9 protein-coding genes are annotated in these 13,079 nt (G+C 74.4%); all 9 read left to right on the top strand.

Annotated elements, in window-relative coordinates; all coding sequences use genetic code 11:
* Positions 1–3: 3 nt before the first annotated feature.
* The 9 genes from SGA01_RS29095 to SGA01_RS29055 all read left to right on the top strand — a co-directional run bounded on the left by SGA01_RS29095 (position 4) and on the right by SGA01_RS29055 (position 13,076).
* On the top strand, positions 4–1,269 hold the full coding sequence (locus SGA01_RS29095; RefSeq protein WP_141300014.1) for a 6-phospho-beta-glucosidase: 1,266 nt from the start codon (positions 4–6) through the stop codon (positions 1,267–1,269).
* On the top strand, positions 1,260–2,252 hold the full coding sequence (locus SGA01_RS29090; protein ID WP_141300012.1) for an N-acetylglucosamine kinase: 993 nt from the start codon (positions 1,260–1,262) through the stop codon (positions 2,250–2,252). Before SGA01_RS29095 ends, SGA01_RS29090 begins: the two co-directional genes overlap by 10 nt.
* Before the next feature lie 292 nt (positions 2,253–2,544).
* Entirely contained in the window at positions 2,545–3,975 is a 1,431-nt protein-coding gene (locus SGA01_RS29085; protein ID WP_141300010.1) for a GlnX family signal transduction membrane protein, read from the top strand.
* A gap of 17 nt (positions 3,976–3,992) precedes the next feature.
* Positions 3,993–5,036, top strand: coding sequence for a transporter substrate-binding domain-containing protein (locus SGA01_RS29080; protein ID WP_141300008.1), 1,044 nt, complete (start codon positions 3,993–3,995; stop codon positions 5,034–5,036).
* Between the two features lie 55 nt (positions 5,037–5,091).
* Positions 5,092–6,369 carry a coiled-coil domain-containing protein gene (locus SGA01_RS29075; protein ID WP_055643417.1) on the top strand — a complete coding sequence of 426 codons (1,278 nt, stop codon included), beginning with the start codon at positions 5,092–5,094 and terminating at the stop codon, positions 6,367–6,369.
* 59 nt (positions 6,370–6,428) lie between these two features.
* On the top strand, positions 6,429–8,924 hold the full coding sequence (locus tag SGA01_RS29070; RefSeq protein WP_167534215.1) for a serine/threonine-protein kinase: 2,496 nt from the start codon (positions 6,429–6,431) through the stop codon (positions 8,922–8,924).
* Positions 8,925–8,926: 2 nt separating this feature from the next.
* Positions 8,927–10,357, top strand: coding sequence for a PP2C family protein-serine/threonine phosphatase (locus tag SGA01_RS29065; RefSeq protein WP_371866196.1), 1,431 nt, complete (start codon positions 8,927–8,929; stop codon positions 10,355–10,357).
* A 61-nt stretch (positions 10,358–10,418) separates the two neighbouring features.
* Positions 10,419–11,744, top strand: coding sequence for a vWA domain-containing protein (locus SGA01_RS29060; RefSeq protein ID WP_141300004.1), 1,326 nt, complete (start codon positions 10,419–10,421; stop codon positions 11,742–11,744).
* 42 nt (positions 11,745–11,786) lie between these two features.
* Complete coding sequence (locus SGA01_RS29055; RefSeq protein ID WP_141300002.1) at positions 11,787–13,076, top strand: FHA domain-containing protein; 1,290 nt, start codon at positions 11,787–11,789, stop codon at positions 13,074–13,076.
* The last annotated feature ends 3 nt before the right edge of the window (positions 13,077–13,079 follow it).

Below are 13,079 nucleotides of genomic sequence, written 5' to 3'. Positions count from 1 at the left end.
ACCATGAAGCTCGCTGTCGTGGGGGGCGGATCCACCTACACCCCCGAACTGATCGACGGATTCGCGCGGCTGCGCGACACCCTGCCCATCACCGAACTCGTCCTCGTCGACCCGGCCGCCGAGCGGCTCGAACTCGTCGGCGGGCTCGCCCGCCGCATCTTCGCCAAGCAGGGCCACGACGGGAAGATCGTCACCACTTCCGACCTGGACGCCGGGGTCGAGGGCGCCGACGCCGTCCTGCTCCAGCTCCGCGTCGGCGGCCAGGCCGCCCGGAACCAAGACGAGACCTGGCCGCTGGAGTGCGGCTGCATCGGCCAGGAGACCACCGGCGCCGGCGGCCTCGCCAAGGCGCTGCGGACCGTCCCGGTGGTCCTGGACATCGCCGAGCGCGTCCGGCGCACCAACCCGGACGCCTGGATCATCGACTTCACCAACCCCGTCGGCATCGTCACGCGCGCGCTGCTCCAGGCCGGGCACAAGGCCGTCGGCCTGTGCAACGTGGCGATCGGCTTCCAGCGGAAGTTCGCGAAGCTCCTCGACGTGGCCCCGTCCGCGATCCACCTCGACCACGTCGGGCTCAACCACCTGACGTGGGAGACGGGCGTACGGCTCGGCGGGCCGGACGGCGAGAACGTGCTGCCGCGGCTGCTCGCCGAGCACGGCGACGCCATCGCCGAGGACCTGCACCTGCCGCGCCCGGTCCTGGACCGCCTCGGCGTCGTCCCCTCGTACTACCTGCGGTACTTCTACGCGCACGACGAGGTCGTGCGGGAGCTCGGCACCAAGCCCTCGCGGGCCGCCGAGGTCGCCGCGATGGAGAAGGAACTCCTGGAGATGTACGGGGACCCGGCGCTCGACGAGAAGCCGGCGCTGCTCGGCAAGCGCGGCGGCGCCTTCTACTCGGAGGCGGCCGTGGACCTGGCCGCGTCCCTGCTGGGCGGTGGGGGTTCGCCGTACCAGGTGGTGAACACGTACAACAACGGCACGCTGCCGTTCCTGCCGGACGACGCCGTGATCGAGACGCAGGCGGCGGTGGGGGCGGACGGCGCGGTGCCGCTGCCGGTCGCGCCGGTGGACCCGCTGTACGCCGGGCTGATCGCGAACGTCACGGCCTACGAGGACCTGGCCCTTGAGGCGGCGCTGCGCGGTGGCCGCGACCGGGTGTTCAAGGCGCTGCTCGCGCACCCGCTGGTCGGCCAGTACGCGTACGCCGACGGCCTCACGGACCGGCTGATCGCGCACAACCAGGAGCACCTCGCGTGGGCCTGACCGGAACCCTGCTGGCCGTCGACGCCGGCAACAGCAAGACCGACGTCGCCGTCGTCGCCCAGGACGGCACCGTCCTCGGCGCGGCGCGCGGCGGCGGCTTCCAGCCCCCGCTGGTGGGGGTGGAGACGGCGGTCGAAGCGCTCGCGGAGATCGTCGGCCGGGCGTGGGAGGCGGCCGGAGGCGCGGGCCTCCCGCCCTCCTTCGCGCACGTCACGGCCTGTCTCGCCAATGCCGACCTGCCCGTCGAGGAGGAGGGGCTGCGGGCGGCGCTGGTGGCCCGCGGCTGGAGCCGGTCCGTGCGGGTGCACAACGACACCTTCGCCATCCTGCGGGCCGGTCTCGACGAGCCGCGGGGCGTGGCGGTGGTGTGCGGCGCGGGGATCAACTGCGTGGGGATGACCCCGGACGGCCGGACCGCGCGCTTCCCCGCGATCGGGAAGATCTCCGGGGACTGGGGCGGCGGCAGCGCCATGGCCGAGGAGGCGCTCTGGTACGCGGCGCGCGGCGAGGACGGGCGCGGCGAGCCGACCGAGCTCGCCCGCGCGCTGCCCGCGCACTTCGGTCTGGAGACGATGTACGCGCTGATCGAGGCGCTGCACCTGGGCCGGATCGCGTTCGCGCGGCGGCACGAGCTGACGCCGGTGCTGTTCCGGGTGAGCGCGGAGGGCGACCCGGTCGCGCGGGCGATCGTGCACCGGCTCGCCGAGGAGGTCGCCGCCATGTCGGCGGTGGCGCTCGGGCGGCTCGGGCTGCTCGACGAGGAGGCTCCGGTGATGCTGGGCGGCAGCGTCCTGGCCGCGCGGCACCCGCAGTTGGAGGAGCGGCTGGTCGAACTCCTCGGCGCCCGGGCGCCCAAGGCGACGATCGGCTTCGTCACCGCGCCGCCGGTCCTCGGGGCGGGGCTCCTCGCCCTGGACGAGGTCGCGGCGGCGCCGGCCGCGGCGGCCCGGCTGCGGGGGCAGTACGAGGTCTCAGGGGCCTGAGGGGCCTGAGGGACCCGGGTAGGCCTGCGGGGCCCGGATTCGGCGTGGGTGCGGGGCGCTTCTCCTCTGCGGAGAGGCGCCCCGCACGCATGTTCACCTGTTCGAGCGACGTCCGGAACGGAACCGATCAAAGCCGGGCGACGTATTCAAGGTGAGGGGGTTCGCCCGCGGATGTGCCGGGGGCATGAGGCACGATAAGAACAAGATCGCGTCAATCCCGGTGTGCGGGCAGGCCCCTGAGGCCATACTGCTGGCCGGACGGACCGACGTCAGCGACCCAGGGGGAGGTCAAGTGACATACCCGCCGAACGCGCCCGCCGCCCAGGCGACGGCGCAGGGCACGGCGCCCGCACCGGCGCGCCCGGGCACGGTGCCGGCGCAGCCCTCGGGCGCGCCCGCAAGCGGCCCGCCTGCGGGTCGCGGGGCCTGGGCCGTGGGCCGGGAGAAGCTCCGTGAGGCGGCGACGACCGAGCCCGGCCGACTCCAGATCCTCGGGGCCGTACTGGCACTGCTCGTCGTCGCGTTCGGGGCCGTCACCACCCTGGAGGTCACCGACCGCGGGTCCGCCGCCGACGACGTGGTCAGCCGCAGCCAGCCGCTGAGCGCCGACGCCGCCGCCGTCTACCGCTCCCTCGCCGACGCGGACACGACCGCCGCCAGCGGCTTCCTCGCGGGCACCCTGGAGCCCGCGGAGTCCCGCGAGCGGTACGACAAGGACATCGCCACCGCGGCCCGCCTCCTCGTGAAGGCCGCGGCGAACACCGGGGACGCGAGCGAGTCGGCCCGCGAGATCACCACGCTCAACGAACAACTGCCGCGCTACACGGGCCTGATCGAGCGCGCCCGGGCCGCCAACCGGCAGGGCCTGCCGCTCGGCGGCGCCTATCTGCGGTACGCGAACCAGCAGATGACCAACGAGCTGCTGCCGGCCGCCGAGCGGCTGTACGCGGCGGAGACCCGGCGGCTCCACGAGGACGACGACGCCGCCCGCACCTGGCCCTTCCTGTCGCTCGGGCTCGGCCTGCTCGCCCTCGCCGTGCTGGCCTGGGCGCAGCGCCGCAACTACGCCCGCACCCATCGGGTGTTCAACCAGGGCCTCCTCGCCGCCACCGCCGCCTCGCTGGTCGTGCTGATCTGGCTCCTCGCCGCGCACACCGTCGCGCGGACCGAGCTGAACACCGCCCGGGCGCACGGGCAGGAGTCCCTCCAGCTCCTCAACCAGGCCCGGATCAGCTCGCTCACGGCCCGCGCCAACGAGAACCTGGCCGTGGTCGCCCGGGGCGCCGTCCTCACGGAGGACGGCAAGAACGACAAGTACGAGGCGGACTACACGTCGAGCATGACCGCCCTGACGACCGCGCTCGCCTCGGCGCGGGAGCTCGCCGACGACGACGCCGGGCGCAGCCCGGTGGACGAGGCGGCCTCGCGTACGGGCGAGTGGCAGAAGCGCCACAAGGCGGCCCGCGCCGAGGACGAGGCCGGCAACTTCGAGGGCGCGCTCAGCCGGATCGTCGGCGCCAAGGAGACGACGGGCCAGTCCTTCGACCAGGTCGACGCCGCCCTGGAGCGGGCCCTCGCCCACGAGCAGGCCGAGTTCACCCGCTCCGCCACCGACGCCAGGGACGCGCTGACGGCGCTGCCGCTGGGGGCGGCGGTGCTCGGGATCCTCGGCGCGGCTGGCGCCGTGCTCGGCATCAACCGCAGACTGTCGGAGTACCGGTGAGGGCGAGAGGGGGCGGGATGCCGAACGGCACGGACCCGCTGGTGCGGCGGGCCGCACAGCGGCTGCGTGGCTGGGGCGGGGTCGCCGCCATGGCCGTGGCCTGCGGGCTCACCGCCTCGCTGACGCTGCTGCCGCTGGCGCACGACGGAAGCGGCGCGGACGCGACGCCGCGGACGACCGGTCCCGGTGTGGGCACCGGGGTGCAGGTAGTCGACCGGGCCGCGGCGGACACCTGCAAGAACCCGGAGGCCTCGCTCCGGCCCGACTCGGCGGACGGCCCCTCGATCCAGGCGATCAAGGCGCGCGGGAAGCTCGTCGTCGGCGTCGACCAGTCCAGCTACCGCTGGGGCTACCGGGACCCGGAGAGCCGCACGCTGGAGGGGTTCGACATCGATCTGGCCCGGGCCATCGCGCGGGACGTCCTCGGCGACGAGAACGCGGTGATCTTCCGGGCGATCCCGACCAACCAGCGGATCGCCGCGCTGGACAGCGGCAAGGTCGACCTCGTCGTGCGCACGATGACGATCAACTGCAAGCGGATCCAGCAGGTCGCCTTCTCCACCGCCTACTTCCGGGCCGGGCAGCAGGTCCTGGCGCCCAAGCTCGCCAAGGACATCACCGGCTACGACTCCTCGCTGCGCGGCAAGCGGATCTGCACCGCCGAGGGGTCCACGGCCTACGAGGAGCTGGAGAAGAACTCCTTCGGCGCGGTCTTCAAGGACGACGCCGACGGCACCAAGGACGACAAGGACCTGCTGACCGTCCCGAACCAGCTGGACTGTCTGGCCCGGCTCCAGCTCGGCGAGGTCGACGCGGTCGTCACGGACAACGCGCTCGCGGCCGGCCAGGCCGCCCAGGACCCGGCGGTCGAGCTCAAGGGCCGGCCGTTCACCACGGAGTACTACGGGGTGGCCGCCAAGCTCGGGAACGACGACCTGGTCCGCCGGGTCAACAAGGTCCTCGTGGACTACCGGAACGGCCCCTGGCAGAGAGCCTACGAGCGCTGGCTGAAGGCGGACCTGCCCGGGATACCCGGGCCGCCCGAGCCCCTCTACAAGTGACCCGGCCGGCAGCCCCGGCAAGCAGCCCCTGTACCCGCGGCGGAAGAGGTGATCGATGGGCGTCACGGGACCTCCTGGGCCGGTGATGGACCGGGACGAGGTGGACCGTGCGCTGGCACGGCTCGGCGCCGAGCACAAGGCGATCGAGGACTCGCTCCTCGCCCTCCAGGACCACGCGGGCCGCAGGCTGCTCGAAGGCGCCGAGCTGACCGGCACGACCCGGGACCGCTGGGCGTCGGCCGAGCGGACCATCGCCCTGCTCTGGACCTGCTTCGACGTGTACGCGGGCGCTTTGCGCGACGCCCATGAGGTGCGGGCGCGGCGCCGCTGGCCCGGCCGGGACGAGCTCGTGGAGCTGACCGACCGGCTGCGCGGCGAGAGCGTCCACGTCGCGGGCGGCGCGGGGGAACAGGGGCTGCTCTCCGAGCGGTTCACGCTCGAAGGGCTCGTCCGCCGGATGAACGAGCTGTACGCCTCCTCGCTCGACGTGGTCGTCACCTCCGACGCCGTCTGGTCGGCGCTGCCCGCCCGGATAGACCTGCTCGCCGCGGAGCTGGGCCGGACGCGCTCGCTCGCCCACTCGGTCGGCGTGCGGCCCGGGGAGCACCCGGCCGGCGACGAGCTGGAGGACATCACGGCCGAGCTGACCCTGCTGCGCGCGCAGGTCGTGACCGATCCGCTCGCCTTCTGGCGTCCCGCCATGGGGAGTTCGGCGCCCGGCGGAGGGCGGCCGGACACCGACCGGTACGACCGGGCGGCCCTGGCGCTGGAGGACATCCGGCGCGAGATCGAGGCGGTCCTCGCGGTCCGGCAGGACTCCGAGGACCGGCTGCTGCGGCTGCGGGACGTGCTGTCCCGGGCGGACCGGACGCTCACCGAGGCCCGGTCCGCGCGCGGCGAGGTCCTCGCGAAGATCGCCGCCTCCGAGGTGCCGGCCGTCAGCGGCCCGCCGACGGCGCTCCAGGAGCGGCTCGCGACCGCCGCCGAGTACCGCAGGCACCAGCGGTGGCACCGGCTCTCCCCGCTCCTGGACTCCCTGGAGCGGGAGGCGGAGGACGAGTTGATGCGGGCCCGGGAGTCGCTGACCGCGGTCACGGCGCCGCTCGCGGTCCGGGCGGAGCTGCGTGGCAGGCTCGACGCGTACAAGGCGAAGGTGGCACGGCTGGGGGCGGCGGAGGACCCGCTGCTCATCGAGCGGTACGACACGGCACGACGGATGCTGTGGAGCGCGCCCTGTGACCTGCGGGTCGCGGAGCAGGCCGTGCTGCGCTACCAGCAGGCCGCGGCGGACGTACTGTCCGGCCCGAGAGATGCCGGAGGACGACAGTGGTGAGCGGGGAGACGGGCGTGGGGAGCTGTCAGCGTCCTTCGTGCGAGGGTTCGTACGAGGACATGGGAGGCGGCGAGCTGTACTGCGACACCTGCGGGCTCGCCCCGGTCGTCGCGCCCGGGGGTCTCATCGGTTCGACGCCGACCGGCATGGCCGTGCCCGGCAGGGGTGCGGGCGGTGTCGGGGGGCCGGACTCGAGCTCCTCGCGGAGCAGTTCGCGGGCGTCCTCGCGCGCCTCCTCGCGCTCGTCGACCTCCCGCCGTTCGGTCTCGGGCCGCCTCTCGCGCTCGCTCTCCGGCAGCTCGGGGGGCCGCTCGGTGTCGGTGCGCAGCTCGGGCACGTCGACCGGGCAGTCCGCCCGGAACCGGCTGGGCGCGGGCCTGGTGACGATCCCGGAGGTGCCGCGTCCGGACCCGCGGGGCGCGGTGATGGAGAACCCGGAGGTTCCCGAGCGGAAGCGTTTCTGCTCCCGCTCCGACTGCGGGGCTCCGGTGGGCCGTTCGCGCGGTGACCGGCCGGGCCGTACGGAGGGCTTCTGCACCAAGTGCGGACACCCGTACTCCTTCGTGCCGAAGCTGCGCGGCGGGGACATCGTCCACGGCCAGTACGAGGTCGCGGGCTGCCTCGCCCACGGCGGCCTCGGCTGGGTCTACCTCGCCGTCGACCGGGCGGTCTCCGACCGGTGGGTGGTGCTCAAGGGCCTGCTCGACACCGGCGACCAGGACGCGATGGCCGCGGCCATCTCGGAGCGCCGCTTCCTGGCCGAGATCGAGCACTCCAACATCGTCCGGATCTACAACTTCGTCGAGCATCTCGACCAGCGCACCGGCTCCCTGGACGGCTACATCGTCATGGAGTACGTCGGCGGCAAGTCGCTCAAGGAGATCGCCAACGACCGCCGCACCCCGGACGGCCGGCGGGACCCGCTGCCGGTGGAGCAGGCCTGCGCGTACGGCATCGAGGCCCTGGAGGCGCTCGGCCATCTGCACAGCCGGAACCTGCTCTACTGCGACTTCAAGGTCGACAACGCCATCCAGACCGAGGACCAGCTGAAGCTCATCGACATGGGCGCGGTCCGGCGGATGGACGACGACGAGTCGGCCATCTACGGCACGGTCGGCTACCAGGCGCCTGAGGTGGCCGAGGTCGGCCCGTCGGTCGCCAGCGACCTGTACACGGTGGCGCGGACGCTGGCCGTGATGACGTTCGACTTCCAGGGCTACACGAACGTGTTCGTGGACTCGCTGCCCGACCCGGAGCACATCACGGTCTTCCGGACGTACGAGTCGTTCTACCGCTTCCTGATCCGGGCCACGGATCCGGACCCGGCGCGGCGGTTCTCCTCCGCGCAGGAGATGGCGGAGCAGCTGACGGGCGTCCTGCGGGAGGTGGTGGCGCTCCAGTCGGGGCGTCCGCGTCCGGCGCTGTCGACGCTGTTCGGCACGGAGGTCCGGGTGACGGACACCACGCTCTTCGCCGAGCTGACGGAGGATGTGTCGCTGCTCGGGGCCCGGAAGGCCGCGGGGAAGAAGGGCGGCGCGCGCCAGGGACCGCCCGCCGCTCCGGGCTCTGCTCCCGCGGTGGTTCCGGGCTCTGCTCCCGCCGTGGCCGGACCGGGGCTCGGGTGGCTGCTCGGCGCGCTCGACGCGCCCGCCACCGCGCTCGCGCTGCCCGTGCCGCGCGTCGACACGAGCGACCCGAACGCCGGGTTCCTCGCCGGCCTGTCGGCCGCCGCCCCCGCCGAGCTGCTCGGCGCGCTCCAGGCCGCGCCGGCGCCCTCCGCCGAACTGCGGCTGCGCACCCTCCGGGCCCACCTGGAGCTGGGCGACGCGCCCACCGCCGTACGGACCCTCGCTGCGCTGGAGGAGCGGGACCCGGACGACTGGCGGGTCGTCTGGTACCGGGGTGTGACCTCGCTGGTGACCGGCGACCACGAGCACGCGGCGCTGGCCTTCGACGCGGTCTACGACGCCTTCCCCGGGGAGCCGGCGCCGAAGCTGGCCCTCGGGATCTGCGCCGAGGTCCTCGGCCAGCTGGACAACGCCGCCGAGTACTACCGGCTCGTGTGGGCCACCGACCCGAGCTTCGTCAGCGCGGCCTTCGGGCTCGCCCGGGTGCGGCTCGCGGCGGGCGACCGCGCCGGAGCCGTAGGGACCCTGGAGTCCGTGCCGGAGGCCTCGATCCACTACACGGCGGCCCGGGTCGCGGCCGTGCGGGCGCGGCTGCGGCGGCGCCCGGCGCACGAGCCGCTCGGCGCGGAACTGACGGCCGCCGCGGCGCAGGTCTCCGCGCTCCAGGGCTTCGGTCTCGACGCTGTCCGCCGGGAGCAGTTGGCCACGGAGGTCCTCGGGACGGCCCTCGACTGGGTACTCTCCGGTAGTCCCGGTGCGGCTCCGGGCGGCGGCGCGCTGCTGCTCGGAAGTGAACTGGACGAGCGCGGACTGCGCTTCGGCCTCGAACGCTCGTACCGGGTGCTGGCCCGGCTCGCCCAGCGGGGCGAGGAGAGGATCGAACTGGTGGAGCGGGCCAACCGCTTCCGCCCCCGGACGTGGGTGTGAGGATGTCCCAGAAGCCGATGCCGAAGCCGAATCCGGAGCCGAAGCTTTCGCACGGACTCGCCGCCTGCCCTGACTGCGCGGAGCCGCTGGACTCGGGTGACCGGTTCTGCGGGGCGTGCGGCCACGACCTGTCGGCCGTCGCGGCGGCAGAGCCGGACCGCCCGACCGTGGCGATCGGCACCCCCGTGGTCTGGCCGGCCGCCCCGCCCCGGGAGCCCGGTTCGCTGTCGACGGCGACCCAGCACCCCGGCGACCTGCCGGGCACCGACTCCGGCGGCCATGACCTGCCCACGATGGCGGTCCGCACGGACGGCCCGGTGTCCGCACCGGCGCCGGCGCCTCAGGCCGCGTCCCCGTCCGGCGGGGACTTCGAGCTCGCCGCCCCCGACCCCCGTACCGCGGTACAGGTGGATCCGCCCCAGGCCCAGCCCCAGGCCCAGCCGCCGGCGCCCGCCCAGCCGCCCGCGCCGGCTCAGCCCCCCGCGGCCGCCTCCGGCGCGCCCGCTTCCGGTGCGGTCCCGCTCTGCGTGGCCTGCCGGGCCGGGCGGGTGGACAGCGACGGCTACTGCGAGAACTGCGGGCACGCGCAGCCGCGCGAGCGGGACCACATGGAGCGGGAGCTCGACACCGTCGCCGCCGTCAGCGACCGGGGACTGCGCCACCACCGCAACGAGGACTCGTTCGCCGTCTCGGCGACCACCCTCCCCGACGGCTCCCCCGCCGCCCTCGCGATCGTCTGCGACGGCGTCTCCTCGGCGACCCGTCCCGACGAGGCCTCCGCCGCCGCCGCCCAGGCGGCCGGCGCCTCGCTGCTCGCCGCACTGCCCCGCGGGATCCACCCGCAGCAGGCGATGCACGAGGCGATCGTCGCCGCCTCCGAGGCCGTCAACTCCCTCGCGGAGGAGCCCGGCCAGGACGGCGCCGAGCACGACCCGCACCGGAACTCGCCGGCCTGCACCATCGTCGGCTCCGTCGTCGCCGACGGTCTGCTCGTCGTCGGCTGGGTCGGCGACAGCCGCGTCTACTGGGTGCCGGACGACCGCAGCACCCCGTCCGCGCGGCTCACCGAGGACGACTCCTGGGCCGCCCAGATGGTCGCGGCGGGCCTGATGAACGAGGCCGAGGCGTACGCGGACGAGCGCGCCCACGCGATCACCGGCTGGCTGGGCGCCGACGCCTACGAACTGGACCCGCACACCGCCGCGTTCAAACCGGACCGCTCCGGGGTGGTCGTGGTCTGCACGGACGGGCTCTGGAACTACGCGGAGGGCGCCGAGGACATGGCGAGGGTCGTCCCTCCGGACGCGGCCGACCGCCCGCTGCACGGCGCGCAGGTCCTCGTCGGCCACGCGCTCGACGGCGGAGGCCACGACAACATCACGGTCGCGCTGCTGCCGTTCACGTTCTCGCCCCAAGGGGCAGGATCCGCCTGAGCGGCCGCCGGTCCCCCTGTCCCTTCACCCTTCCCCGTCGCCACCCGAGGAGCCGAAACAGATGGCGAACTTCTCCAAGCCGACCGTGCCGCAGTTCTCCGTGGACGTGTACCAGAACGAGTTCCTGCCGGAGGGCGGCCGCGAGGTCAGCGCCATCGTCACGGTCACCTCGACCGGGGGCGGCACCAGCGGCGTCTCCGGGTACGCGGACGGCGCCGCGGCCGGCGTGGTGATCATGGTCGACTGCTCCGGCTCGATGGACTACCCCTCCACCAAGATGCGCGGCGCCCGCGAGGCGACCGCCGCCGCCGTCGACACCCTGCGCGACGGCACCTCCTTCGCCGTCGTCGCCGGCACGCACGTGGCGAAGGAGGTCTACCCGGGCAACGGCGGGCTGGCCGTCGCGGACGCCCGGACCCGGGCCGAGGCCAAGCACGCCCTGCGGAGCCTGTCGGCGGGCGGCGGCACGGCGATCGGCACCTGGCTGCGCCTCGCGGACCGGCTGCTCTCCTCCGCCGACCTCACCATCCGGCACGGCATCCTGCTCACCGACGGCCGCAACGAGCACGAGTCGCCCGAGGAGCTGCGGGCGGCGCTCGACGCCTGCGCGGGCCGGTTCACCTGCGACGCGCGCGGGGTGGGCACCGACTGGGAGGTCAAGGAGGTCACCGGGATCGCCTCGGCGCTCCTCGGCACGGCCGACATCGTCGCCGACCCGGCCGGTCTCGCCGACGACTTCACGGTGATGATGGAACACGCGATGGGCAAGGGCGTGGCGGACGTCGTCCTGCGCCTGTGGACTCCGGTCGGGGTGGAGATCGGGTACGTGAAGCAGGTGGCGCCGACGGTCGAGGACCTGACCGGCCGGCGCACCGAGGCCGGGCCGCGCGCCGGGGACTACCCGACGGGCTCGTGGGGCGACGAGTCCCGCGACTACCACGTGAGCGTGCGCGTCCCGCAGGCCGCGATCGGCCAGGAGATGCTCGCCGCCCGGGTCTCCCTGATCGCCCCGGACCCGGGGGGCGGCGACCCCAGGCCGCTGTCTCAAGGACTGGTACGGGCGGTGTGGACGGACGACCTGGTGATGTCCACGTCCATCAACCCGCAGGTCGCGCACTACACGGGGCAGGCGGAGCTGGCGAACGTCATCCAGCAGGGTCTCGATGCCCGCAAATCGGGCGATCGTGACGGCGCGACGGCCAAATTGGGCCGCGCCGTCCAGCTCGCGGCGGCCTCCGGCAACGCCGATACGGCGAAACTCCTTTCGAAGGTGGTCGACGTCGTCGACGCGGCGACGGGTACTGTGCGTTTGAAGGCGAAGGTCGCGGAAGCGGACGAGATGACACTCGAGACCCGCTCCACCAAGACCGTTCGCGTCAAGAGGTAGCCCGGCCCGCCGGGCCGGAAGACGAGAGGGGGAAGCACCGACATGCCGACCTGCCCGAACGGACACCAGTCGGTCTCCGACGACTGGTGCGAGGTCTGCGGCCATCGCATGGCCGGGGCGGGCGCGCCTGCGGGTGCCGTACCGCCGCCTCCCCCGCCGCCGCCCGCGTACGGATATCCGGGCCCCGGCGGCCCCGGCCAGCCGCCGATGGGTCCGCCGCCCGGCGCTCCCGGTGGTCACGGCGCTCCGGCCGCTCCCGGTGGCTTCGGTCACGGGGGCGACCCGAACGCGACCGCTCAGGCGGAGCTCTGCCCGCAGTGCCGTACCCCGCGTGAGCACATGGCACCGTTCTGCGAGGAGTGCCGCTGGAACTTCCTCACGAACACGGCGACCTCGTACACGCCGCTGGCTCCGCAGCAGTCCGGGCCGCCGCCCGGTCTGAACCTGCCGCCCGGCTTCCAGTCCCCGCCGCCGCCCCCGCCGCAGCAGCAGCCTCCGCAGGCGCCGCAGCCGGACCCCTTCGGGTACCAGGGCTCGCGGCCCTCGCAGGTGAACCGTCCGGCCGAGCCGCTGGGCGCCGAGCCCACGCACCACCAGGCCCCGCCGCAGCGTCCGCCGGTGCAGCAGCCGCCCGTACAGCAGCCCATGCAGCCGCCCGTACAGCAGGCGCCGCCCGCGTACCTCCAGGCACCGCCGCCGCAGGCCCCGGTCCAGGCGCCGGTCCCGCCCGCGCCGCCGCAGCCGCGCGCGGACGACGACTGGGTCCTGTCGCCGCCGTCGCAGCCGCACCCTCCGCAGCCGCCGCACCACCAGGCCCCGCCGCCGCCCCCGCAGCAGCAGTTCCAGCACCAGGCCCCGCCGCCTCCGCAGCAGCAGTTCCAGCAGCAGCCTCCGCCGCAGCAGCAGTTCGAGCCGCCTCGGCCGCCGATGGGCTGGACGGCGGTCATCGGCCCGGACCGCGAGTACTTCATGGCGATGATGCACCGCAGCGGTCCGGAGGCCTCGGGCCTCAACCTGCCCGCGTACTCGCCGGACAAGCACCTGCCGCTCCAGGGCAACCAGATCTCCATCGGCCGCCGCCGGCACTCCACCGGCGAGTCCCCGGACATCGACCTGTCGGTGCCGCCGGAGGATCCGGGCGTCTCGCACCAGCACGCCGTGCTGGTGCAGCAGCCGGACGGGTCGTGGGCGGTGGTGGACCAGAACTCCACCAACGGCACCACGATCAACGGCGGCGAGGAGCCGATCCAGCCCTACGTCCCGGTGCAGCTCCAGGAGGGCGACCGGGTGCACGTGGGCGCCTGGACGACGATCACGATCCGCCGGGGCTGAGGC

Origin of the sequence: Streptomyces gardneri (genome assembly GCF_006539185.1) — a bacterium.
GTDB lineage: Bacteria > Actinomycetota > Actinomycetes > Streptomycetales > Streptomycetaceae > Streptomyces > Streptomyces gardneri.
Note: the sequence above shows the minus strand (reverse complement) of the source record. Positions and strands in the feature narration are given on the sequence as shown.